Genomic DNA, 23,740 nt, shown 5'->3' with positions numbered 1-23,740 from the left:
TGGAGAAGTGGATTGTATATAATCAAGGGCTGTTAAAAACATAATGTGAATCGAAGAAAGTATAGTATTTTTCTTACTAAAATTAGAAACGTCCACTCTTTAAAGGACGTTTTTTATGTGTAAACGATTGTAATATAAATACTTTTATAAAATGGAATAAATTAAACTACAAGTAAGTCAAAAAGTTATAATAATTTTAGAAATTATTTTTTTGAACCATAATTATGTCGACGAGGCGGTGCTTTACATGTCTTAAAAGGAAATACGGTTGGTCTGAGAAAAAAAGAAATGACTATATTAAAGAAGGACGAGGTCAAGGGGAACTATCAAATTATATACCTTGGATTAAAATACAAGAATATCGTCACAAGGAAATGCTTCTCGATTAATAGGGTGGACCGCGAAGAGACACCTGCAATTGTTCTGTTAACTTGGAAAGAGACTTTTTTCTCTTATTAGATTGGGAAGATACAGTGGTAGACATAAGAGAACAGTTTCCTTTAAATGTTGAAACAACTATTCGTATAGCTGAGAGAAAGGAATTAAGCACTCTAAAGATAATAGTTCAGGTATACCGATAGATATGACAACAGATTTCTTTATAACAGTAGTAAAAAACTCTGAAAGAAAATATATCGCTAGAACTGTAAAACCAAGTGAACAACTTGAAGATAAACGAGTAATTGAAAAGTTTGAAATTGAACGAGAGTATTGGGAGATACAAGGAATAAGTTGGGGGGTCATAACTGAAAAGGAAATTCCTAAACAACTAGCAAACAATATTCTATGGATACATAAATCTTATTATTTAGCAGAAGAAGATATAAGCTATTCTACTTTATTATTGCATTTATTGATTTTAAAAAAAGATAGCGAAGAGAGTTTATTAGTAGTTTGTAATAAATTTGATGAGGATTATAACTTAGAAACAGGCTCATCTTTAAGTTATATAAAACATTTTATAGCTCGAAAATATATTTCGATTGATATGAGTAAGAAAATTAACCCAAGCAATCTAACTTTAGATCAAATTATTATGAATGTTTCTAAGGAGGATAACATTGATTACAATATCAGTTAATGAATTAATTAAAGACTTGACGTGTAATAAAGTATATCGTCTACTTTGGATTAATGAAAGTAACATCGTTACATATGCAATTGATATAGAAGATTCCAATGCCTTACCATTCCTTTTAAAAGTTAAAGATATACATCAAGGATTTATAGAAAATTCATACTCCAAATTCGAATCTGATCACACAAACATACTAATTAACCACATTAATTTACCTGAGGGAATGAAACAAAAGAGAGACACAGCGTGGGCAATTATCAAAAACTTAGTGAATGATGAACCTTCAATTTATAAGAAAAAGAACGTGGGCAGCTAATAAATGAACTTGTAAATAATAAAGTATGTACAAAAATGACTGCTTATAAATATTTGAGAAAGTACTGGCAGAGAGGAAAAACTATGAATAGTTTGCTTCCGGATTATAGTAACTCTGGAGGTAAGGGAGAAATAAAAAAAGTGGTACTTTGAAAAGGGGAAAACCTAGAACCACTAACAGTGTAGGAATAAATGTAACCGATGAAACAAGGGAAATATTTCGTAAATCGATTAAAAGGTACTATTTTACAAGCAAGAGAAACTCATTGTCATTCGCATATAAAATGATGATAAAGGAGTTCTATGCAGATGAAGTTCGTTACGAAAACGGAACAAAATATATAGTAATACAGGATGAAAATAAAATTCCTTCATTAAGACAATTTAGATATTGGCACAACAAAGAATTTGGTATTGAACAAAAAATAGTAAGTCGAGAAGGTGAGAAAAAATTTGAACGAGATCATCGAGCAATATTAGGATCTTCAACTTATGAAGTCATGGGGCCAGGATCACGATATCAAATAGATGCGACTATTGGTAATGTGTATCTGGTATTTGAGTTTTAATTCTGATTATATTGTAGGTAAACCAATTATATATTTTGTGGTGGACGTATATACACATATGATTACAGGAATGTATATCGGATTTGAAGGTCCTTCTTGGGCAGGAATGATGATGGCAATAGCAAATGCAGCATCAGATAAAAAGGAATATTGCAGTAGATATGGTATAGAAATTTCAAATGAAATGTGGCCATCTGCGCATCTTCCTGAAATTATTCTAGGGGATAGAGGTGAGTTGGAGGGATATAACGTGAATAGTTTAATTGAAGGGTTGGATTTGGTAGTGGAGAATAATCCTGCTTTTCGACCAGATTGGAAGGGAATTGTGGAAAAATTGTTCGATACTTCACAAAGTAAAATAAAGCCGTTCTTACCAGGTTACATACAGAGTGATTTTAGGGAACGTGGGGCTAGTGATTATCGTTTAGAAGCTAAGTTAACTATAGATCAATATACAAAAATTCTAATCAATTTTGTTTTATTTTATAACAAAAATCACTATATGAAGGATTATCTAAGAGATGAGCAGATGATACGGGAAAATGTAAAACCGACTCCTCTTAAACTCTGGAATTGGGGCATTAAAAATAGAGCAGGTAAGCTAAGGAAGGAACATCCTAATACTATAAAGTTTTACTTATTGCCACGAGATACAGCTACAGTAACCTCAAAGGGAATAAAGTTTAAAAATAGGTTATTTAGCTGTGAAACAGCTATAAAGGAATCTTGGTTTGTACAAGCTAGAACAAAGAAAAGTTGGACAGTTGATATTTCATACGATCCTCGAAACATGGACATTATTTATCTGCACATTAATGATAAATCACTTTTTGAAAGTTGCTTCCTTTTAGATCATCAGGAGAGATACAAAAATAAAGTACTTGAAGAAATTGAACAATTATTAATGATTGAACAAAACACATATAAAATTGAAAGTCATAGTTTGTTACAAGAAGAAATTAATTTTTATTCTAAAATTGAAGGAATAGTGGATGAGGCAATTAAGACACCAAATCAAGATGAAAATAATAAAATCACTAAAACGGAAAAAATAAAAAATATTAGAGAAAATCGGGAAGTTGAAAAAAGTTTACGAAGAGAGTATGAGGCATTTCAAATAGGTGTAACTGAGATTGATAATGATAAAAACATTATTTCTTTTGCACCTTCTGAGCAGAAAGATGAAAAAACTGAAACATCTACGATAATGGAATTATTTAAAAAGCAAAGAAGGAAGAAGAAGGAATGAAAAATGGGAAGACAATTGAATTAGAGAGTGGTATTGAAGTTCTATTGGCAGAGTATCGTGAACAAGAAATAATTGATTATAAAGGGAATCCCCTTATTGAAGCGTTACCTCCGATACTCTCTAAAGAAGAAGCGTTTGATCAACTTAGCTTTATACCTATGTTTCATAATAGTGAAAGAAATTTATCAAGTCATCATCGTTACCATGCTTTACTAAGATTATCAAGATTTTATCAGCCTATAAATCAAACCTTAAATCTAGAACAGCGTTTTTCAGGTTTCATTAGGTATGGATATGTTAATCGAAATCCATTACATAAAAAACATGTTCAAGCATTACTTGATTTACACAACAAGCTTGTTAATAAAGAGGAAATTGGATTACCGCCAGATATACGTTCTTCTGCTTCAAGTTTCACTTTAATGGGATATCCAGGAATAGGTAAAACATCTGCGATAGAAAGGGTACTATCTCTTTATCCGCAAGTAATATTGCATCAAAATCCAATCAATTTGATTCAAATTGTATGGTTAAAATTGGATTGTCCACATGATGGATCATTAAAAACTCTTTGTATGGACTTTTTCAAAAAAGTTGATTCGTTGACAGGTACTAATTATTTTGAAAAGTATGGTAAGCCATCAAATTCAGTTAGTTCAATGGTAACTCGTATGGGGCAAGTCGCTCGTTTACACTCAATAGGCGCTCTAATCATTGATGAGGTTCAGCACTCGTTATCTGCATCAGGTGCTGCATCAGAAATGATGATGAATTTTTTTGTAACGCTAGTGAATGAAATAGGAGTACCAGTAATGTTTATTGGAACCATGAAAGCCAAGGCATTATTACAAAAGGATTTCAGACAAGCACGTAGAAGCAGTGGCCAAGGCGACATGGTATGGCAGCAAATGAAACAAGATGATGATTGGGAAGTATTAATCACAAGTATGTGGGATTATCAGTGGACGAATGAATATACGGAACTGACAGAAGAATTATTAAACACGATTTACGAAGAGAGCCAAGGAATTGTGGATGTTGCTGTTAAGTTGTATTTACTCGCACAAGCGAGGGCAATCAATTCTGGCCTTGAAAAAATAACCCCTAAACTTATACAAAAGGTAGTGAAAGAAGATTTGAAACTTCTTCAACCTATGTTGGAGGCTCTTAAATCCGGAAATCAAAGCGACATTGCAAAATACGAAGATATTGTTCCAATGGATATTGAAGATTATATTCTAAATAGATTGCCAGTATTAGACCTTAAGGCCAGGGTTCAGGCGAAAAAAGAAAAGATGGCACAAGATCGTACAAATAAAGAACTTCCAATACTAGAAAAATTAATCCTATCCTTAATTAATTTAGATGTTTCAGAAAAAATTGCTGAAAACGCTGCTAAATATGCACTGAAAAATTCACCTGAGTCAACAATTCCACAACTAATGACTCTATCACTCCAATACATTAGGGAAAGAAAGAAAAGAAAAATGAAGCGAAAGGCAATATTTCAGTAAATAAACTTCAATCAATAGTTGATATAGGAAAGAAGAATAAACGCTCTGCTTATGAGGCATTATGTGAAGAAGGATATATTAAAAATCCTTTAGATGACTTAATAATGTAAGGGTGTGTAAATAAAATAGATGTTAGCATTTTTTCCTTCAATTTATAAAGATGAACTATTATATAGTGTGTTGGCTAGATACCATAAACGTTCAGGGAATTTAAGTAATAAACATTCAACTTTAGATTTGTTTGGAAAAAAGAAAGCATATATTATTCCTGATTTACCTACTGATTTAGAGATATTATTAGAAAAAGTAAATCCTTTTTTAAATTCGAGTATTGATGAATGGATAAATTATCATACATTGTATAACTACTATACAAATTTTACTTCAAAAGAAATAAAACAGAGTGTTCGAAATAAAATGTTATATGGCTGTGGCAATACTTCCTTGCATTATTCAACAGGTCAAATGGCTGGGACAGTAAAAGAGCCTATGTATTTTCGCTATTGTCCTAACTGCTTTGAAGAAGATATTCAAGTGAATGGAGAAACATATTGGCGGACATATCACCAATTACCAAGTGTATTTATTTGTTTAAAGCATTCTGTCTTGCTTGTAGACAGTTCAATCTTAATTAGGCAAGGAAACTCTTCGTATTTTTATTCAAACATTGAAAACAGTTTAGAGAAGGGCAATAAAAGTGATGTTTCAAAAGTAAACTTTGATTTGCTACGTCATTTTGCTGTAGAAAGTAGCAACTTAAATCAAAAGGATTATAAATTTGATCAGTTAAATTTATTAGAGATTTATCATTACCTATTGGATCGCGAAGGGTATGTAAAATCAAACGGCACAATCGACCAAAGGCGATTAGAAGAAGACTTTATTAAGAAGTTTAAGGTCGATTTTTTAATATTGATGCAATCATTTCCAAGTGGTGTAGAAGGACAGTGTTGGTTAAGGGCAATAACAAGAAAACATCGAAAGTCTTTTCATCCTGTACGGCATTTACTGTTCATTTATTTTTTAGGTGAATCGGTTGATACAATTGAACAGTATGCAAATAAACGATATAGTCCATTTGGTGAAGAGCCATATCTATGTTTGAATCCTGCGGCAGAACACTTTCTACAGCCTGTAATAACTAATTTAAAGGTTACTCGTTGCTATGATACTAAAAGGCCGGTAGGAACCTTCTCCTGTGCCTGTGGCTTTGTTTATTCTCGTAAGGGGCCAGATAAAACAGAAGAGGATAAAACAAATATAGGGCGTATTAAGATGTTAGGTGATACTTGGTTGAGCAAACTCCATCAATTGGTTGAAATAGAACAGTTGAGTTATAAAGCATGCTCAAAAATATTAAAAGTCGACACCAAAACAATTATTAAGTATTCTAAGCAAAGAAATAGTAAGCCTATGAACAAGGAAAATCATATTAAAAGTGATTTGAAGCAAAAATGGATTGATTTAATTAACCAATACCCCATATTATCAAGAACAGAACTTAGAAAAAAAGACCCATCACTTTATATGCGAATTTATAGAAATGATAAGGAATGGTTAAAGGAACATTCCCCAGTTGTTAAAGTAAATAGGGTTACTAATAAAAGAGTTGATTGGGTACAGAGAGACCTTCACATCTTGGGCATGGTAAAAAAAGCAGTGGAAGATATAAGTGCTAAAGAAAAACCAGTTAGAATAACCGTAAGCAGTATAGGTAAAATGATTAATAATAAATCGTTGTTAGAAAAAAGAGTAAATAAACTGCCCAATACGATGAAGTATATTGAGAGTGTTAAAGAAAATACGACCAATTTTCAAAAGAGGCGTATTAGTTGGGCTATAGATCAATTAAAAGATGAAGAACTTGAAGTTTGGAAAATAATGCGAAAAGCAGGAATCAGTGAAAGATTTTATTCTGGGTTAGAGATAGAAATAAAAAGGCAGATAATAAGTGCGAAGCAAAAATTCTGATATAAAGAATGATACCAAAAAGCCGTGTTCATAGCTGAAAACACGGCTTTTTTTGTTGTAGTCATAATGGTGTTGTTCATCTTTGAAATCGAAAAATTAAAATCCTGTGAATCCACCAAAGAAGGGAGTAAACCAAGCAATAATTTTTGTCATCATGTCAAAATAGAGTAGCACACCCATTACTATCATTAACCATCCACCAATGCTCATAATGAGATGACTTTTTGTCTGGAAAAAGACGTTGCATGCTGTGCAAATCATATTGACTAGAAGAACTTGAACAGTGAACAAGTTTGTAATCAAAGCAATATTTATTCTTCTATTTAGCAACAGAAGCACAGTAATTGAAACTACTGTGCTTCTGTTTTTTAGTTCAATACATACTATGCAACCTCTCATATTCATGTGGGGGGAGCATCTACAGAAGATTTTATAGATAATTGACATAACTATGTAACAAAATATCCCGAGGTTTATATTGATTATTCTAATTGCTGTAATAAAATGATGTTATATCTTGTTAAGTTATAACATTCAGGAGGAAACTATGCTTTCAGAGAGACAACAACTTATACGTGACATGATTCTATATAGACACAATTTGAAAATCTCAGAATTAAGTCAAACACTTGAGGTATCAGAGATGACAATACATCGAGATATAAAACCTCTGATTGAAGAAGGGCTTATTATGAAGACATATGGTGGGATTACACTTATAAGGGATCAATCTATACATCGTGTTGAGGAAGACGAGTGTGTGTATTGTCATCGTAAGTGTGATGATCGATTGGTTTACAGGATAATTCTTTTAAATGGAGAACGTGAAAATGCTTGTTGCAGCCATTGTGGAATACTGCGGCATCGACAGTTAGGTGATGAGGTAGCACAAGCAATTTGTACCGATTTTTTAACAGGGACAACGATTAGCGCTCATCTAGCTTGGTTTGTTTTAGACACTACTGTCCATATTCGTTGTTGTTACCCACAAGTGTTGGTATTTGAGACTAAAGAATATGCAGAGAACTTTGTAAAAGGATTCGGAGGTAAAGTCCTTACATTTTCCGAAATAATGAAATCATTTCCTCAACACCTTAAATTGTCCTGTAAGAACAGTTGAAGAGGGGAATTTAAATGAATGAGGTACTTCTTCAGATACATGTGTGGTTAAGTCAGTTAGCCAATTTAGTAGCAGAACCAATTTATACATTAGCACTAAAACTAGATGTATGGGGAATGAAGGCTTTCTTATTAGGGTTGGTTGGGGCAACTGCACCATGTCAACTTACATCTAATTCTACTGCTGTTGCTTTGATTACATATGAGACTGAAAAAAATAAAAGGTGGTTGAATGTAGGGAGTTATATTACAGGCAAATCTTTAGTGTACATATTGTTAGGCATAATGTCTGTATTCATCGGTAGTACAGTTGCTGATATTCCTTTCATTGGAACAATGTTTTTCCGTAAATTATTTGGCCTTACTCTTATTCTAATTGGATTAGCTCTCCTTGGAAATATTTCAGTACATTCCTCTGCATCACAACGTATCTTCCAAAAAGTCCAAAAAGGATTGAAATTGAAAAATACATCTCTTTCTTTTGGGTTGGCTATGGGTTTTTTATTCTGTCCTACGTTGTTTTGGTTATTTTTTGTCTTGTTATTGCCGACAGGAAATGGAGAATTTAATTTGATAGGTCCCATTTTTTTTGCAATTGGAACAGCAATGCCACTCATTTTATATGTGATACTACTGACTATTAGTGAACGGTTATTAAATCCAATGAAGAAGACTTTGTATTCATTCCATAATGTATCAAGGAATATTTCTGCAATCTTCTTTATATTGTCAGGATTATTCGAAACTTTAAATGCTTGGATAGGATAGAAGGGAATTTGTTTATGATATATATATTTAGTTTTAGTATTATTTTTTTGTTAACCGGTTACGTCATTTTTTCTACCTATCGTGCCAAATCGTTCTTATCAGAAATGACTGCTATGATGATTGCAATGGCTGTTTCTATGATGGCTAGCATAGTAGTAGGAACCATATTAGGAGTAATATTAGTAGGGAAAATGACTGTCCCAGTAATCTCCTCAGTACTTTTTGGCATGATAATTGGATATGTTATTGGGCGTCCCTTTAGTTTATTGGCTTCATTAGATGGACTATTAGCAGGTATCATGGGCGGCATGATGGGTGCAATGTTGGGGGTAATGGTTTTTTCTCAAGATCCTGTCGTTATGATGATATTTGTGGATGCAATTTTTATCATTGTCATGATTCTTATATTGAAATTAATTAGACAAGAAGTTAAGGGAACAGATACAATAACGGTAATATCAAATAAAAATAAATGGAGTAAAGTTATTTTTTGTGTAATTGCCGTATTATTAGTTGTTTCTGTTGTATTCTTTAAACCCATTTCTCATTACTTCAGAGATCTTTTGGGTGATACAACTCCGGTTTCAGACGATTCTTCTACAAAAATAAATGAAGTAAAAGCAGAGCAAAAAGACGGTTATCAGGAAGCCGTCATAATGGAAGAGCCATTTGGATATACACCTGAGAATGTAAAAGTAAAAGCTGGAATCCCAGTTCAACTTCATTTTCAAAAGAGTTTTTCAGGTGGATGCTTATCATACTTAATAATAGAGGATTTCCAAATAGAAAAAGATCTTGATAAAGGTGATAACTTGGTCGAATTCACACCAGAAAAACCGGGTATATATACGTTTCATTGTGGAATGAATATGTATTTTGGAAAGATAATAGTTGAATAATGGATAACAACGAAACAAAGCACAGCCATTAAGAGTCTGTGCTTTGTTTTAGTTTCACCTTTAAAATTTCTTTACTTATGTAGATTTAAAAAATAAGTATCGTGGGGTTTTATTCTTATACGAGAGATATTCTACTTTAAGCATATTCTCTAAGTGTTTTTCTTCTTGAAGAATAAGGTTATGAATTGAAACTATATTTAGTAAACAAATAATTAATGTAACTAAGTTAGGGAATGTCAAAAATAGACCTATAAACATTAAATTGAATCCAACAAATGCAGGATTTCGACTATATTTGTATAAACCATTGGTGATTAGCGAGGTTTTTGTTTCTTTATCTATACCAACTCTCCAAGAGGTTTTCATTGTTATCATTGATAAAATAAAAAACAGTAAACCAATGGTAATTGTCATTAATCCAAAGTAATGCATAACCTCATTGGTGAATAGTTTAGGTAAAATATTATCAATCGAATTATCAAATATTGACTCTAAAAGCCATGCAATTCCCCATACGAAAGTTGAAATTTTAACAAACATTTCGGAAGAATCGACGGATGTCCCCTTATTTCCTTTTCCTAACACATTTGCTTTTATCCCTGATTTCTTATTTAGAATAACTAGCTTTAATGAATAGGAAAATAAAAACAAAGCAAACAGAATCAATGAAAAAACATTTACCAGTTCCATTTTTATCTCTTCTTTCTATAATGAATTAAGTGCTATTTTAAGAAAGTAAAGTACTAGAAATAAAAAGATGGACTTTCATATAAAAAGCCCATCTATTGAATAAAGTGCGTTAATTCATTCTTTAACACGCATTAAACGTAAGCTGTTTAATGCTACTAACAATGTTGCTCCCATATCTGAGACAATGGCAATCCAAAGTGTTAGCCAACCTGGAATAACTAATAGTAATGCAGCTAGTTTAATTAAAATGGCAAATGCTATATTTGCCTTGATAATATTTAAGGCCTTACGACTTAGCTTTATTGTAAACGGTAATTTCCGTAGATCATCTGCCATTAAAGCAACATCTGCAGTCTCTAATGCAGTGTCTGTACCAGCACCACCCATGGCGATACCGACTGTAGAAGCTGCTAAAGCAGGAGCATCGTTGACACCATCACCGACCATCGCAACATTGCCATAGTCTTTTCGAAGTTGTTTTATATAGGAAAGTTTGTCTTCAGGCATTAATTCAGCTTGAATTTCAGAAACCCCTACATGATGACCAATTGCATTCGCAGTCCCTTTATTATCACCAGTTAACATGATTGTTTTCTTAACACCCATGTTATGCAATTTCTCAATAATTTCTTGGCTAGATTCACGTACCTCATCAGCTACGGCAATGATTGCTTGAATCTCTTTTTCAGTTCCTAATATCATGGCAGTTTTGCCTTCATTTTGTAACTTAAGGATGTTTCCTTCTAAATTCTCTGGAATAGGTACATTTAACTCTTGGAACAATTTTGGGCTACCGATGTAATACAAAGTACCATCTACTTCACCTTTTATTCCTTTGCCAGTAATGGCTGCGAAAGCATCAACGTTGATATTTTTGAATGAAACATTTTCTTCTTCGGCTCTTTTAATAATCGCAGAAGCTAAAGGGTGCTGAGATCGATATTCTAAAGCCGTAATTATGGCTAGAATCTTTTTTGAATCTTTTTGGGTATTCATTACATCAAAGTTTGTAACCACTGGAACACCTTTTGTAAGCGTACCTGTTTTATCAAAAGCAATTGCCTTAAGCGAACCCATTTCCTCTAAATAAATGCCACCTTTAATTAAAACCCCTTTTTTAGCAGCATTACCTATAGCTGAAACAATTGAAATTGGTGTTGAAATAACAAGCGCACATGGACATCCAACTACAAGTACTGATAAACCTTGATAAACCCAAGTTTCCCAACTACCATCGAAGAACAGTGGGGGAACAATTACTACAAGCCCTGCAATGACCATGATAATTGGTGTATAATATTTCGCAAATTTATCAACAAATGCTTGTGAAGGAGCGCGTTCACCTTGAGCTTCTTCAACTAGATGTATAATTTTTGAAATCGTTGTATCTTCAACGTATTTTGTAATTTTAACTTCTAATAAACCCTCTTCATTTAGTGTTCCAGCGAATACCTCATCATCTACTGTTTTTGAAACTGGTACTGATTCCCCTGTAATAGCTGCTTGGTTGACTGCAGAAAGACCGCTAACCACGATGCCATCCATTGCAATTTTTTGCCCAGGTATAACAATCATAATATCGCCAATCTCTATATCATCTACGTGTACCATGATTTCTTGACCATTTCGACGAATTAAAGCTTCTTTTGGTGCAATATCCATTAATGAGCGAATTGATTGACGTGCTTTATCCATTGAATAACGCTCTAAAGCTTCACTAATAGCGAATAGGATAACAACTATGGATGCTTCTGCCCATTCTCCTATAAATGCAGCACCAATGACAGCTACCGTCATTAATGTTTTCATGTCAAAATCAAAGCGAGTTAAATTTTTGAAACCAACTTTGAATAGATTGAAACCACCGATTACAATTGAAGCTATAAATAATAGGGAGGTAATAAGATTTTCTTCACCGTTTACGTATTGAGATAGATAACCGAATACGATAAATAAGCTTGCGTATAAAAGTGTGCTATGTTTTTTGTAAAATGGTACTTTCTTTTCAACTTGCCCCTCACTATTGTCAGAAGATGGAGCTTTAGATCTGTATGAAGGTGTATCCATTGATACTTTTAAATTTTCAAAAGCTCCAGCTTTTTCAAGTTCCGCAATAGTTGTTTCGCCAGTTACGGAAATTTTAGAAGCACCGAAGTTTACTTTTGCATCTTGAACCCCTGGAAGCTCTTTTACATTACGTTCAAATTTACCTGCACAGTTTGCACACGAGAAGCCTTCAATTCTATAGGTAGTATCTGTTTGGGGTGGAGTAACACGTTTTTGTTTTTCTGGCGTTACTTTTAAGTTTTCGAAAGCTCCAGCCTTTTCTAACTCCTCCACGGTCGCATCGCCTGTAACTGATATTTTAGATGCCCCAAAGTTCACCTTTGCATCTTGAACACCAGGTATTTCTTTTACATTACGTTCAAATTTACTTGCACAGTTGGCACAAGAGAAACCGTTCACGCGGAATACCTGTTTTTCCTCAGTCATTAATTTCACCTTCTTTATGTTCTTCAAATGCAACACTGATTAAATTCTTAAAATATGGGTCATGAATAGCGTAATAAACCAATTTCCCTTCTTTACGATATTCAGCTAATCCTAAATTTCGTAGTAAACGCAAATGGTGCGACGCAGTTGCTGTTGTTGACCCAATAATATTAGCGATATCGCAAACACATAATTCATCTTCTAGTGTTAGCGCATAGGCAATTTTTACACGTGTATCATCCGAAAGTGCTTTAAAAACTTTAGCAACATCCATTGATTTTTTTTCTTTTAACTTGTCTTGAACATAGTTTACTTTATCCTCATGAATACAGGTGATTTCACATATTTCTTTCATATATTTTCCTCCAGTTATCATTCAAACGTTCAAACGATTATTTGATTGTTTTTATAATAAACTTAAACATTCAAATAGTCAAACAGTTATTTGAATGTTTTATTTATTTAATGCAATTTATTATTTTTGACCAGAAAAGTATATGCAAAAGCCTAAGCTTGAAAAAAGTTAATTTTTTTGGATATGTATGGAAAAAGAAATGTAGATCATTAAATTAGAGGTTAGCTATTGAATATAATAATTATTAGTTTGAATAATAGTTGCAAATTGCAAATAAAATTGCTATATATATTTATTAAGGATAGAATATTTTTGTGTTTTACTTAGTTTTATTAATTACAGCTATTATTTTTAATGAATTTATATTTGCAAAATGCAAATAATGAAGGGGGATAAAAAATGAAAGGGATTCTTGATACAATCGTTATTGGGGGAGGGCAGGCTGGACTTGCAGCAGGCTATCATTTACTGAAAAAAGGTCTACGATTTTTAATATTAGAAGAAAGTAATCAGATCGGGGGTTCTTGGCCAAATTATTATGACAGTCTTAAATTGTTTTCTCCAGCAGGGTTTTCCTCTATGCCCGGCATGAAGTTTCCTGGAAACCAGAATCTCTATCCGAAAAGGGATGAAGTTATTCGATACTTACAAGATTATAAAAAAAAGTTCCAATTACCTGTTTTAATTAATCAGAGAGTAGATATGATTGAGAAAAATAACATAGGTTTTATTGTTCGAACTGTCACAGGCGATAAATTTCAAGTTAGAACAATCATAAATGCTACAGGCTCATTTAATAATCCTTTTATTCCTAACATTCAAGGAAGAGAAGTCTTTCAAGGGAAAACACTTCACTCTTCAGAATATCGAAATCCACAGCCATATCACAACCAAAGGGTAATCGTAATCGGAGGAGGTAATTCGGCTGTGCAAATTGCTGTTGAATTGTCTAAGGTTAGCCAAACTACTCTTTCAGTACGACAGCCAATAAAATTTGTAAAACAACGTCTACTTGGACGGGACATACACTATTGGTTGAAGGTATTTGGTTTTGATACCTTTCCTTTCTGGCGCTTTGGAAAAACGGCACCCAGATCAAATGCTGTGAATGATATAGGAGGATATAAAGATCGAATTAGTAAGGGGAGTCCGGAACAACGTTTAATGTTTACTTCTTTTTATGAAGATGGAGTTATTTGGCCGGACGGAGAAAGGGAGCCTGTAGATACCATTATCTATGCCACAGGATACAGACCACATTTACCCTATATGAAATTACTTGGTGCATTAGATGGGGAAGGAATGCCTTTACAAAAGGCAGGTATTAGCAGTATCCCTGGATTATATTTTGTGGGACTAGAAGGACAACGATCATTTGCATCTGCAACTTTAAGAGGTGTGGGAGAAGATGCCGAGTATGTTGTGAAAAAGTTACTTCACCACATGAAAAGTAGAAACTTTTGAAGTAGGAAAAACATCTTCAAAAAAAGTTAAATATATTTTAGTTGTATTTTGCAAATAAATAATATATATGTCTTTATAGGAGATGATTAAATGGAAAATAAACGTGAACTTTTTCAAGTTTTAACTCAAAAGTTTGCTCTACTAAATAAAACATGTTGTACTGTAGGATCAATTGACATCACACCAATACAGAGCCATATTCTATATGAGATCGACAAACAAAATAATCCTTCTATGCAACAAATAGCAGAGGCAATAGGTATGGATATTACTACATTTAGTAGACAGATTCAAACTCTTATTAAGATGAATCTTGTCAAAAAAACTCCTCTAACATCAGATAAAAGAGTGTACATTTTGTCATTAACTGTGGAGGGTACATTTCTCGCTACTACAATTGATGAAATGATAAACAATTATTTAAATGAAGTTTTTTCACATTTGAATGACTTCGAAAAAGAAACTGTTTTACGTTCAATTGAACTCTTAAATAAAGCTATGGCTAAATCAAATTTGTGTTGTACACCTTCTCCATAACTCGTTACTAAAGAAAAATTAATGGAGATAAATTAATCTTTATCATTATCTTTTAAAGCGTACGTTTAGGTAACTGAACGTACGCTTTTTACAAAGTATAAAAATTTTTTTAAAATGGGTAAATATCTGTTGCAATTCAAAACATTAAATCATAATATAAGAATATAGTTATATACTGATTATGTCACCTTCTTACGAGGTGATTTTATTTAAAATAATATATAAGAAAACAGTTATATAAGGAGTGCAGATAAATGGAAAACACACTAATTGAAAAACAACTAAAAGCAGCAGCGGATTTGAATCGCATTAAATTACTTGCATGCATGAAAAACGGGGAGGTATGTGTATGTGATTTTGTGGATGTGCTAGGAATATCACAACCAGCCGTTAGTCAACATCTACGAAAATTAAAGGAGGCAGGCATTATTACGGAACGGAAAGTAGGGACTTGGAAACATTACCGTTTAGTAGAGAATCAAACGCCACTGATGAAGGGCATTTTAGAACAAATTCAGCCTTTAAAGGGGTGCAATTGTGAAACCGATTGCTGCCATGTAGGGGGAAATATAAATGAGTAATGAATCTTTAACAAAACAGCTTTCTTTTCTAGATCGTTACCTTACCCTTTGGATATTCGTTGCGATGGGAATAGGTGTTGTATTAAGTATCACCATGCCTAATGTTGGGGAAGCGTTAGAGTCCATGTCTATTGGAACAACGTCCATACCGATTGCTATAGGGTTAATTGTCATGATGTATCCACCATTAGCGAAAGTAAAGTATGAAGAAATGTGGCGAGTGTTTAAGGATTGGAAAGTGCTATTACTATCACTTTTACAAAACTGGTTACTCGGCCCGTTCCTCATGTTCTTTTTAGCGATTATCTTCTTACAAGATTACCCAGAATATATGGCTGGACTCATTATGATTGGCTTAGCTCGATGTATTGCCATGGTGATTGTGTGGAATGATTTAGCGCGTGGAGATCGTGAATATGTAGCTGGTTTAGTTGCCTTTAACTCCATTTTTCAAATTGTGACGTATTCAATTTTTGCTTACTTTTTCTTAAATGTATTACCTGGTTGGTTTGGTTTAGAGAATTTCAATGTATCCATTTCTATGTGGGAGATTACAAAGAGCGTTCTAATTTACTTAGGGATACCATTTGCAGCAGGATTCCTCACACGATGGATAGGAATTAAAGCAAAAGGAAAACAGTGGTATGAAGAAAAGTTCTTACCGAAAATTTCACCACTTACTTTAATTGCACTGCTGTTCACGATTGTGTTGATGTTTGCTTTAAAGGGTGAGCAATTAGTAGAACTGCCACTTGATGTAGTGCGAATTGCTATTCCATTATTTATTTACTTTGTGATCATGTTTGCTGTGTCATTCTTCTCTTCCCGTAAAGTAGGTGCATCTTATCCTGTCACAGCAGCTCTTTCTTTTACAGCTGCAAGCAACAACTTCGAGTTAGCAATTGCTGTTGCAGTGGGTGTGTTTGGCTTGCATAGTGGCGTGGCATTTGCCGCTGTTATTGGACCACTAGTGGAAGTACCAGTCCTCATTGGACTTGTATGGGTTGCCTTACGTTGGCAGAAAAAATACTTTAAAACCATTAAATTATAAGGAGCAATTACTATGACAAATACACTTTATTTCTTATGTACAGGAAACTCATGTCGAAGTCAGATGGCTGAAGGATGGGCAAAGAAATTACTACCTACCAATTGGACAGTTAAAAGTGCTGGTATTGAAGCACATGGCGTAAATCCGAATGCTACTAAAGCGATGGCGGAGGTAGGGGTTGATATTTCAAATCATACATCCGATTTAATTGATTTTGAGACATTAAACAATGCAACATTAGTTGTCACTTTATGTGGGGATGCAGCTGATAAATGCCCAATGACACCTCCTCACGTTCGTCGTGAGCATTGGGGATTTGAAGATCCAGCGAAAGCGACAGGTACTGATGAAGAGAAGTGGGCTGTATTCCAAAATGTTCGTGATGCAATTGGTAAACGCATTGAACAATTTGTAGCTGAGGAGCTGAAATAAATTGAAAAAAATTCATATCTATGAGCCAGCAATGTGCTGTTCTACAGGCTTATGTGGACCTTCTATAGACCCAGAATTATTGCGAATGTCATTTATTATGAATAATTTAAAGAAAACAAACATAGAAGCTGAAAGATTTAATCTTACAAACGAGCCAAATGCTTTTGTAGAAAACGAAGCAATCAATCAACTATTAGTGTCAGAAGGAATGGATGCCTTACCTGCAACGTTTGTGGATGGAGAATTACTTTGCAAAGGAATCTATCCAACAAATGAACAATTTTCACAGTGGTCAGGACTTTCAGAAGACGAATTACTACAAAAGCCAAAAGTACGCTTGTCACTAAAAGGAGATGCGTAAGATGGAACGCTTTACAAGAATTCATTTCCCTGACACCCCATTCCTGTTTTTCACGGGGAAAGGGGGCGTTGGGAAAACATCGGTTGCTTGTAGCCTATCAATAGCCATTGCAAGGGAAGGGAAAAAGGTACTTTTAATTAGTACAGACCCCGCATCCAACTTACAAGATATTTTTGGCCAAACGCTTTCTAATAGTCCAACAAAAATTGAAGGCATAGACAATTTATTTGCGATAAATTTGGACCCTGAACAGGCAGCACAACATTACAAAGAGCAAATGGTTGGTCCGTACCGTGGAAAACTACCTGAAGTGGTATTACAAAATATGGAGGAACAACTTTCTGGTGCTTGCACAGTAGAAATTGCTGCCTTTAATGAATTTGCTTCACTATTGACTGATACTTCAGTGATTGGGAATTTTGACACTGTGGTGTTTGATACAGCCCCTACAGGGCATACGTTACGATTATTACAGTTGCCTTCTGCATGGTCTACGTTTCTAGACGATAACACGACTGGCACTTCATGTTTAGGTCCTTTAAAAGGGCTAGAACCACAACGTGAAGTCTATAAAGAGGCAGTTGAACGTTTAAAGAATGCTAATCAAACAACGTTAATGTTAGTGACACGCCCAGAAGAAAATCCTTTAAAGGAAGCTGCACGTGCTTCTCACGAATTGTTTGAAATAGGCATTCAAAATCAGACTCTACTAATTAATGGATATATGAGCAATGCCAATTCTACTGATGATATCGAAGAGGCTTTCATTGCGCGTCAAGCTGATGCAATAGCAAGAATTCCTGAAGAACTAAATCAATTTGAGCATTTCTACTTACCTTTTGTACCGTACTCATTATCAAGTATTGAGCGTATGCAAGCATGGATGACTGACAAAGAAGTTATACATGCAGATGAATCAAATGAAGAAACTAAGATTCCTGAGATAGAAGAAATGATTGCAGATTATTTAGAACGTAAACCGAAACTCATTTTTACGATGGGGAAAGGTGGGGTTGGAAAAACAACTGTGGCTTCTTATATTGCATTACGATTAGCAGAAGAGGATACTCATGTACATTTAACTACAACAGATCCCGCCGCACACCTCGATTGGACATTCGGAGATGACAACGTTAATAATTTAACGATCAGTCGTATTGATCCAAAAGCAGAAGTGGCAAACTATGAAGCAGAAGTGCTTGCAAAGGCAAGTGAAACGATGAATGAGGAAGGTTTAGCATTTGTGAAAGAGGATTTGGCTTCTCCTTGTACAGAGGAAATAGCTGTATTCAAAGCATTTGCTAACGTTGTAGAAAATCATCAAGATGAAGTCATTATTATTGATACCGCACCAACAGGGCATACGTTGCTTTTACTAGACGCAACAGAAGCTTATCATCGGGAAATAAGCCGTTCACAAGGGGATATTCCTCCAGCTGTTTCTAACCTGTTACCAAGGTTGCGTGATGCCTCTTATACGAGTGTTGCCATTGTAACTCTTCCTGAAGCAACACCTGTTTATGAAGCTTCGCGCTTACAAGAAGATTTACACCGTGCTGGATTATCTGTTGATTGGTGGGTTGTTAATCAAACGTTTTCATCTATCTATACAACAAGTCCAACATTAATTCAAAAACAACAAGCTGAAACGAAATGGCTAAAAGAAGTTAGATCCATCAGCAATAATCAATTTGTGGCCATTCCATGGGTAAAAACGCCACCGGTTGGAACACAAGGCTTACATGAATTAAAAGGAGAGAAAATCAAATGAAAATGAGTCTAGAAGGTAAAAATTATTTAGAACAGGTATTAGCTGATTCAGAGGTTAAAACGCTTCGTTTCTTTGGTATTGCAGGCTGCTGTGGGGTTAATTTAGGTGTAGGCTTAGAAGCACCAGCAGAAGAAGATGCAATTCAAACAATTGAAGGTATCGAAGTCGCAATTCATCCTGATATTGCACCGCAATTAACAGATGTTACGATCCATGCAGAAGAAGAGAATGGTGAGCTAGGTTTAGTATTAGTTGGATACTCACCGACATCTTGCTAACAAGTGATCCTAAATATACTGTCTGTCGTAGCAATTATTCAATCCGTTGAATGGAGGATGCAATAATGACAGTAAACCATGCTAGCGAATTAACTAAAGATTATTTTATCGCTTATTTAAAGTTAATAATGAATAGTAGAGAATACACATTGATACAGGCTAAAGAGTTTGCTTTTGATTTCTTCTTTAAAGGAGATATGGATCGTTACGGCACTTCTACATGGTTGCAATTTGAAAAAGCTATAAAAGAAATTGATAAAATCATGTGTGAAATGGAAGTGTGTTCATAACTATCACAAAAGCTTAAATAAATTACGTCTAGCTTACTGCTAGACGTAAAAAATATATTTTATATAAGGGAATGCTTATATAAAGAAAAAAGAGGAGAAGTTTATATGAAAACACTAAAAGTAATCAATCAAAATCAATCTTGTTGTACTCCTGTTCAGGACATTGAAGTCCAAGAGACTGTTAATAATTCCAATAAGAATTTACCGATTGTCATAATTGGTGCAGGTCCTATCGGGTTAGCTACTGCTGCTCATTTAGTAGAGCAAAACCAGTCATTTATTTTACTTGAAGCTGGCAATGAAATAGCACACAATATTCGTACTTGGGGGCATGTCACATTATTTTCTCCATGGCGTTATAACATCAATAGAGCTGCTAAATCATTATTAGAGGGGTCTGATTGGGTAGAACCTAACTTAGAAACAATACCTACAGGGCATGAGTTAATTGATCTTTATTTAAAACCTTTGGCAGAGTTAACACAAATAAAACCTAGTATCCGATTGAACTCAAAAGTAGTAGGTATTTCAAGACAATTAAATGATAAAATGAAATCAAAAAATCGATTAAATCAGTTCTTTAATATATATGTTGAAAAAGAGGATGACATCGATATTATTGAGGCAAAAGCAGTTATCGATGCAACGGGTACATGGGGGAACCCAAACCCAGCAAATTCTACAGGTGTTTGGCTGAAAAATGAGAAAGTATTAGCAGATCACATTGAGTATGGTATTCCAGATATAAATACGAATCCTAAGAGATATGCAAATAAGAAGGTTGCTGTCATTGGTGGTGGTCATTCAGCGATCAATACCTTATTAGCTTTGGCTGAATTACAAAAAGATAATCCTTCAACAAAGCTTGTGTGGATTATGCGTAAAAGATCTGTAGAAGAAGCCTATGGCGGGGAGGAAAAAGATGCGTTGGCAGCACGTGGCGCACTCGGTATTCGCATCCATGAATTAGTAGATACAGGAAAGATTGAGGTAGTAACACCTTTCTATATTTCACAGGTGAAAAAAGAAGAGAATATCCATATTGTAGGTACTATTAATGGAGAACAAAAAGTACTTACAGGATTCGATGAACTTATTGTTAATGCAGGAAATCGACCTGATTTTACCATGAACAATGAACTGCGTTTATCTATTGATACAGCAACAGAAAGTGTGCAAGCATTAGCGCCACTAATTGATCCTAATGAGCATAGTTGTGGCACAGTCAGAGCGCATGGTGAAGAAATACTACGCCAACCTGAAAAGGACTTCTATATAGTCGGAGCTAAAAGTTATGGACGCGCACCAACATTTTTAATGGCAACCGGCTACGAACAGGTTCGTTCAATAACAGCTTATTTATCAGGAGATGAAGAAGCGTCGAAACGTGTTGAATTAGAATTACCAGAAACAGGCGTATGTAGTATTAATCTTGTCAATCAATCAAATACATGTTGCTAATTGGGGGGATATGTTTTGTTAAATCAGTTATTTATAGTGGGAGTATATATATTAATTATCTTAATGTTATCATATATTACACATGAATATCTGGAAAATAAGTTTAGTAAGCAATGTTATTTAATATGGTTGATTTGTGTTTTTTTAACTGGACCTATAGCATTCACCATATATATTATTTGGGATAAGAAAAACAACATACCTAATACAAATGTAAAATAGGTAAGTCTAATGTGGAGAATTCTATAAAGTTTAATTAATTGACTGTTAGTGAAAGCTAGCAGTCTTTTTAAAATACTAAGGGAAATGGGATGGACAAACTTATGGAACAGATTTGGGATGACAGACATCATTACTAATTGAAATATACTTTAGGTAGCGTTTTTACTTATGAAAAAAGCTTTACTGAAAAAACATTGTAATAAATAAGAGGAGTAAGGATATGATAGGTTATTTTCCAACGCCATATGAAGATGAACTATATTACAGTATAATAGCTCGTTATCACATTCATGTAGGTAACTTGAGTAGAAAACATACAAATAAAGAACTATTTGGAAAGAAGGTAAATATTAATTTAGAATTACCAATGGGACTCGCTCATTTAGTATCCCAAATCAATATATTCTCGAAAGAATTTACTAAAGAGTATTTTATTAACCAGCATACAGTGATACCGTTTGTAAAACCCTTTAAAAGTGAAGAATGGAATGAGAAAATTTATAAAAGTGATTTTAAAAATTTATATATTTTTTTATTTAGTTACAGTAAATACAATGTAAAAAACAAGAAATATTTATATTATTGTGCAGAATGCTTAAAGGAACAGCTTAAGTCAAATGGTGAAGGATTTTGGAACAGGATTCATCAAATTCCAGGGATTTTTGTTTGTACTAGGCATAAGACTCCGTTATTAGAGTATTCGTTAAAAATATCCGAGATGGGCTTTATAAATTATTTAATTCCAACAATTGAAGATATTAGAGAACCACTTAGGAGCTATAGTGAGGAACTAATGAAATATTTGATCGATCTAGCAGAGGACGTTGAATACATTATTAGAATGAATTACAAATCGTTTTCTGAAGAGTATTATATTAGCAAATATGTAGATTTATTAGGTAAGAAAGGGTTTGCATATCCCATTAAAAAGCGAAGAGAATACTTACAAAAGTTAATAATTGAATATTATCCAACAGATTTTCTAGAGTTATTAGATTCATTTTTCAAGATAAGTGACAAGTTTTCTTGGGTTCCTAGTTTAATAAATATTGAAGAAAATAGGTCGTTACATCCGATAAGACACTTATTATTAATGAGATTATTAAGTGGATCAGCCAAAAATTATTTTGAAAAGGAGAACTCATTTAAACCTTTTGGTGAAGGACCTTGGGTTTGTATGAACCCGTTTTGCAAGAATTATTTAAAAGAGAATATAAAAAATGTGAATGTTAGAGTAAATAATTCAGATAGGAAAATTCAAGGTATCATAAAGTGTAATTGCGGTTTTGAGTACATAATTAAGGAAGGGGAAAAATCTCCTTTTGATATAAGGGATTTCCATAGAAGAATAGTAAAGCGAGGCCGAGTATGGGAACTTAATTTTAATGAATTACTTAAACAAGATCTAACACTGAACAAAATAGCGGAATTAGCAAATATATCTAGGGATACAGTAATAAGGATTAAGAATAGGGGGCATCTTTCTTCAGTTCAATTAAAAAACAAAGAAGGATTAATGAACAAACAAAAATTAAAAACGGAGTACTACAAAGAGGAATTTCTAAAAATCCGAAAAGAAAATCCAGAATATTCACGCTCTGACTTAGGTAAAGCATATACTAAAATATACGGATGGCTTTTACAATATGATAAAGAATGGTTAATTCGCAATTCTCCTTACTTGAGGAGTACTGGTAATAGAGAAAAAATAGATTACTTAGAGAGAGATAAAGAATTACTAAGCAAAGCAAAATTAATAATAGATAGTTGGTCAGAACATGAAGGAAATTTAAAGAGATTGGTTAGGAAAAGTAGGACAGGGATAATAAATTTACTTGATGTCAAAGCAAGTTATAGTTTGTTCAGTGGAAAATACCCACTTACTACTAAGTATATCAATTCGAATATAGAGACGGTTGAGGATTTTCGGCATAGAAGAATAAAAATTGTTATGGATACCAAATATAAAGACGAGATTGTAACAAAAAATATGGTTATTGAAGCAGCTAATCTTAAAAACTATATTAGAATTAATATAGAGAAACGAGAAAAATTACTAAAATATATAGAGGATTTAGTAACTATCCATAATAACAAATTCTTATAGAATAAAGCTGTGAAGAAACATATTTAAACTATAATGTAAGTACATAATTTTCGTATTGGTATACAACTTTTTTGTAACAGTTTATTGCAAAATAAGTTAATTTGATGAAAATAAGTATACGACTTTATTGTCATTTTAAAGATAAGAAAGACACAAGAATGCGGG

General features: G+C 33.6%; 24 protein-coding genes and 1 pseudogene. 21 read left to right on the top strand and 4 right to left on the bottom strand.

Going from position 1 to position 23,740, the window contains the following annotated elements:
* The first annotated feature begins 583 nt into the window (after positions 1–583).
* The 7 genes from AC6BKE_RS26455 (at position 584) to AC6BKE_RS26425 (ending at position 6,696) form a co-directional block, all read left to right on the top strand.
* Entirely contained in the window at positions 584–1,081 is a 498-nt protein-coding gene (locus AC6BKE_RS26455) for a TnsA endonuclease N-terminal domain-containing protein (RefSeq protein ID WP_499858292.1), read from the top strand.
* A complete protein-coding gene (locus AC6BKE_RS26450; RefSeq protein ID WP_499858291.1) occupies positions 1,062–1,394 on the top strand; it encodes a hypothetical protein in 333 nt (110 codons plus the stop codon). Before AC6BKE_RS26455 ends, AC6BKE_RS26450 begins: the two co-directional genes overlap by 20 nt.
* A gap of 35 nt (positions 1,395–1,429) precedes the next feature.
* Positions 1,430–1,546 (top strand): hypothetical protein, encoded by a 117-nt coding sequence (locus tag AC6BKE_RS26445; protein ID WP_499858290.1) that lies wholly within the window; start codon positions 1,430–1,432, stop codon positions 1,544–1,546.
* Entirely contained in the window at positions 1,543–1,962 is a 420-nt protein-coding gene (locus tag AC6BKE_RS26440) for a hypothetical protein (protein ID WP_499858289.1), read from the top strand. Before AC6BKE_RS26445 ends, AC6BKE_RS26440 begins: the two co-directional genes overlap by 4 nt.
* Positions 1,922–3,211, top strand: coding sequence for a TnsB C-terminal domain-containing protein (locus tag AC6BKE_RS26435; RefSeq protein WP_499858288.1), 1,290 nt, complete (start codon positions 1,922–1,924; stop codon positions 3,209–3,211). The genes AC6BKE_RS26440 and AC6BKE_RS26435 overlap by 41 nt, the downstream gene beginning before the upstream one ends.
* Positions 3,208–4,725, top strand: coding sequence for an ATP-binding protein (locus AC6BKE_RS26430; protein WP_499858287.1), 1,518 nt, complete (start codon positions 3,208–3,210; stop codon positions 4,723–4,725). The genes AC6BKE_RS26435 and AC6BKE_RS26430 overlap by 4 nt, the downstream gene beginning before the upstream one ends.
* A 129-nt stretch (positions 4,726–4,854) precedes the next feature.
* The gene (locus AC6BKE_RS26425) at positions 4,855–6,696 is read left to right on the top strand and encodes a TnsD family Tn7-like transposition protein (protein WP_009374046.1); all 1,842 of its coding nucleotides are present in this window, start codon (positions 4,855–4,857) and stop codon (positions 6,694–6,696) included.
* 96 nt (positions 6,697–6,792) lie between these two features.
* Here the strand turns inward: AC6BKE_RS26425 and AC6BKE_RS26420 are convergent.
* Positions 6,793–6,906, bottom strand: a pseudogene (locus AC6BKE_RS26420) (cytochrome c biogenesis protein CcdA); the annotation flags it as partial.
* 337 nt (positions 6,907–7,243) lie between these two features.
* Here AC6BKE_RS26420 and AC6BKE_RS26415 point away from each other — a divergent pair.
* The 3 genes from AC6BKE_RS26415 to AC6BKE_RS26405 are packed head-to-tail and all read left to right on the top strand — an operon-like array spanning position 7,244 to position 9,482.
* On the top strand, positions 7,244–7,816 hold the full coding sequence (locus tag AC6BKE_RS26415; protein WP_009374044.1) for a DeoR family transcriptional regulator: 573 nt from the start codon (positions 7,244–7,246) through the stop codon (positions 7,814–7,816).
* 14 nt (positions 7,817–7,830) lie between these two features.
* Positions 7,831–8,583 (top strand): urease accessory protein UreH domain-containing protein, encoded by a 753-nt coding sequence (locus AC6BKE_RS26410; protein ID WP_009374042.1) that lies wholly within the window; start codon positions 7,831–7,833, stop codon positions 8,581–8,583.
* A 14-nt stretch (positions 8,584–8,597) separates the two neighbouring features.
* Entirely contained in the window at positions 8,598–9,482 is an 885-nt protein-coding gene (locus tag AC6BKE_RS26405) for a cupredoxin domain-containing protein (RefSeq protein ID WP_499855430.1), read from the top strand.
* Positions 9,483–9,557: 75 nt separating this feature from the next.
* Here the strand turns inward: AC6BKE_RS26405 and AC6BKE_RS26400 are convergent, their stop codons facing one another.
* The 3 genes from AC6BKE_RS26400 to AC6BKE_RS26390 all read right to left on the bottom strand — a co-directional run bounded on the left by AC6BKE_RS26400 (position 9,558) and on the right by AC6BKE_RS26390 (position 13,020).
* Positions 9,558–10,172: a methyltransferase family protein gene (locus tag AC6BKE_RS26400; RefSeq protein ID WP_009374040.1), complete on the bottom strand. Its 615-nt coding sequence runs from the start codon at positions 10,170–10,172 to the stop codon at positions 9,558–9,560.
* Between the two features lie 114 nt (positions 10,173–10,286).
* Positions 10,287–12,665 (bottom strand): heavy metal translocating P-type ATPase, encoded by a 2,379-nt coding sequence (locus AC6BKE_RS26395; RefSeq protein WP_009374038.1) that lies wholly within the window; start codon positions 12,663–12,665, stop codon positions 10,287–10,289.
* Positions 12,658–13,020, bottom strand: a complete 363-nt coding sequence (locus tag AC6BKE_RS26390; RefSeq protein WP_009374036.1) for an ArsR/SmtB family transcription factor — start codon at positions 13,018–13,020, stop codon at positions 12,658–12,660. The genes AC6BKE_RS26395 and AC6BKE_RS26390 overlap by 8 nt, the downstream gene beginning before the upstream one ends.
* 399 nt (positions 13,021–13,419) lie before the next feature.
* Between AC6BKE_RS26390 and AC6BKE_RS26385 the strand changes: the two genes are divergently transcribed.
* The 11 genes from AC6BKE_RS26385 (at position 13,420) to AC6BKE_RS26335 (ending at position 23,575) form a co-directional block, all read left to right on the top strand.
* Positions 13,420–14,484, top strand: a complete 1,065-nt coding sequence (locus AC6BKE_RS26385) for a flavin-containing monooxygenase (protein WP_009374035.1) — start codon at positions 13,420–13,422, stop codon at positions 14,482–14,484.
* A 90-nt stretch (positions 14,485–14,574) separates the two neighbouring features.
* Positions 14,575–15,021: a MarR family winged helix-turn-helix transcriptional regulator gene (locus AC6BKE_RS26380; protein WP_009374034.1), complete on the top strand. Its 447-nt coding sequence runs from the start codon at positions 14,575–14,577 to the stop codon at positions 15,019–15,021.
* Between the two features lie 254 nt (positions 15,022–15,275).
* Positions 15,276–15,602, top strand: a complete 327-nt coding sequence (locus tag AC6BKE_RS26375) for an ArsR/SmtB family transcription factor (protein WP_036079775.1) — start codon at positions 15,276–15,278, stop codon at positions 15,600–15,602.
* Positions 15,595–16,653 (top strand): ACR3 family arsenite efflux transporter, encoded by a 1,059-nt coding sequence (gene arsB, locus AC6BKE_RS26370; protein WP_016993623.1) that lies wholly within the window; start codon positions 15,595–15,597, stop codon positions 16,651–16,653. Before AC6BKE_RS26375 ends, arsB begins: the two co-directional genes overlap by 8 nt.
* Before the next feature lie 12 nt (positions 16,654–16,665).
* Complete coding sequence (arsC, locus tag AC6BKE_RS26365) at positions 16,666–17,085, top strand: arsenate reductase (thioredoxin) (protein ID WP_016993624.1); 420 nt, start codon at positions 16,666–16,668, stop codon at positions 17,083–17,085.
* Between the two features lies 1 nt (position 17,086).
* Entirely contained in the window at positions 17,087–17,446 is a 360-nt protein-coding gene (arsD, locus tag AC6BKE_RS26360; RefSeq protein WP_009370518.1) for an arsenite efflux transporter metallochaperone ArsD, read from the top strand.
* Between the two features lies 1 nt (position 17,447).
* Complete coding sequence (gene arsA / locus AC6BKE_RS26355; RefSeq protein WP_009370516.1) at positions 17,448–19,217, top strand: arsenical pump-driving ATPase; 1,770 nt, start codon at positions 17,448–17,450, stop codon at positions 19,215–19,217.
* Positions 19,214–19,495, top strand: a complete 282-nt coding sequence (locus AC6BKE_RS26350; protein ID WP_009370515.1) for a HesB-like domain-containing protein — start codon at positions 19,214–19,216, stop codon at positions 19,493–19,495. The genes arsA and AC6BKE_RS26350 overlap by 4 nt, the downstream gene beginning before the upstream one ends.
* 65 nt (positions 19,496–19,560) lie before the next feature.
* Positions 19,561–19,785: a hypothetical protein gene (locus tag AC6BKE_RS26345; protein ID WP_009370514.1), complete on the top strand. Its 225-nt coding sequence runs from the start codon at positions 19,561–19,563 to the stop codon at positions 19,783–19,785.
* A gap of 105 nt (positions 19,786–19,890) precedes the next feature.
* Positions 19,891–21,246 carry an FAD-dependent oxidoreductase gene (locus AC6BKE_RS26340; protein WP_009370513.1) on the top strand — a complete coding sequence of 452 codons (1,356 nt, stop codon included), beginning with the start codon at positions 19,891–19,893 and terminating at the stop codon, positions 21,244–21,246.
* 442 nt (positions 21,247–21,688) lie between these two features.
* Entirely contained in the window at positions 21,689–23,575 is a 1,887-nt protein-coding gene (locus AC6BKE_RS26335) for a TnsD family Tn7-like transposition protein (protein ID WP_009370511.1), read from the top strand.
* The last annotated feature ends 165 nt before the right edge of the window (positions 23,576–23,740 follow it).

It is taken from the genome of Lysinibacillus sp. COL-1 (genome assembly GCF_059814265.1).
This window is presented reverse-complemented; position numbering and strand designations above follow the sequence as displayed.

Bases quoted from the DNA above. Each gene is read 5' to 3' on its own strand.
- AC6BKE_RS26375 (WP_036079775.1), top strand. From the start codon at position 15,276: ATGGAAAACACACTAATTGAAAAACAACTAAAAGCAGCAGCGGATTTG.
- AC6BKE_RS26400 (WP_009374040.1), bottom strand. From the start codon at position 10,172: ATGGAACTGGTAAATGTTTTTTCATTGATTCTGTTTGCTTTGTTTTTA.
- arsC (WP_016993624.1), top strand. From the start codon at position 16,666: ATGACAAATACACTTTATTTCTTATGTACAGGAAACTCATGTCGAAGT.
- AC6BKE_RS26415 (WP_009374044.1), top strand. From the start codon at position 7,244: ATGCTTTCAGAGAGACAACAACTTATACGTGACATGATTCTATATAGA.
- AC6BKE_RS26345 (WP_009370514.1), top strand. From the start codon at position 19,561: ATGACAGTAAACCATGCTAGCGAATTAACTAAAGATTATTTTATCGCT.
- AC6BKE_RS26430 (WP_499858287.1), top strand. From the start codon at position 3,208: ATGAAAAATGGGAAGACAATTGAATTAGAGAGTGGTATTGAAGTTCTA.
- arsB (WP_016993623.1), top strand. From the start codon at position 15,595: ATGAGTAATGAATCTTTAACAAAACAGCTTTCTTTTCTAGATCGTTAC.
- AC6BKE_RS26425 (WP_009374046.1), top strand. From the start codon at position 4,855: ATGTTAGCATTTTTTCCTTCAATTTATAAAGATGAACTATTATATAGT.
- AC6BKE_RS26390 (WP_009374036.1), bottom strand. From the start codon at position 13,020: ATGAAAGAAATATGTGAAATCACCTGTATTCATGAGGATAAAGTAAAC.
- AC6BKE_RS26435 (WP_499858288.1), top strand. From the start codon at position 1,922: ATGCGACTATTGGTAATGTGTATCTGGTATTTGAGTTTTAATTCTGAT.
- AC6BKE_RS26405 (WP_499855430.1), top strand. From the start codon at position 8,598: ATGATATATATATTTAGTTTTAGTATTATTTTTTTGTTAACCGGTTAC.
- AC6BKE_RS26455 (WP_499858292.1), top strand. From the start codon at position 584: ATGACAACAGATTTCTTTATAACAGTAGTAAAAAACTCTGAAAGAAAA.
- AC6BKE_RS26385 (WP_009374035.1), top strand. From the start codon at position 13,420: ATGAAAGGGATTCTTGATACAATCGTTATTGGGGGAGGGCAGGCTGGA.
- AC6BKE_RS26340 (WP_009370513.1), top strand. From the start codon at position 19,891: ATGAAAACACTAAAAGTAATCAATCAAAATCAATCTTGTTGTACTCCT.
- AC6BKE_RS26395 (WP_009374038.1), bottom strand. From the start codon at position 12,665: ATGACTGAGGAAAAACAGGTATTCCGCGTGAACGGTTTCTCTTGTGCC.
- AC6BKE_RS26380 (WP_009374034.1), top strand. From the start codon at position 14,575: ATGGAAAATAAACGTGAACTTTTTCAAGTTTTAACTCAAAAGTTTGCT.
- AC6BKE_RS26445 (WP_499858290.1), top strand. From the start codon at position 1,430: ATGACTGCTTATAAATATTTGAGAAAGTACTGGCAGAGAGGAAAAACT.
- AC6BKE_RS26350 (WP_009370515.1), top strand. From the start codon at position 19,214: ATGAAAATGAGTCTAGAAGGTAAAAATTATTTAGAACAGGTATTAGCT.
- AC6BKE_RS26410 (WP_009374042.1), top strand. From the start codon at position 7,831: ATGAATGAGGTACTTCTTCAGATACATGTGTGGTTAAGTCAGTTAGCC.
- AC6BKE_RS26335 (WP_009370511.1), top strand. From the start codon at position 21,689: ATGATAGGTTATTTTCCAACGCCATATGAAGATGAACTATATTACAGT.
- arsA (WP_009370516.1), top strand. From the start codon at position 17,448: ATGGAACGCTTTACAAGAATTCATTTCCCTGACACCCCATTCCTGTTT.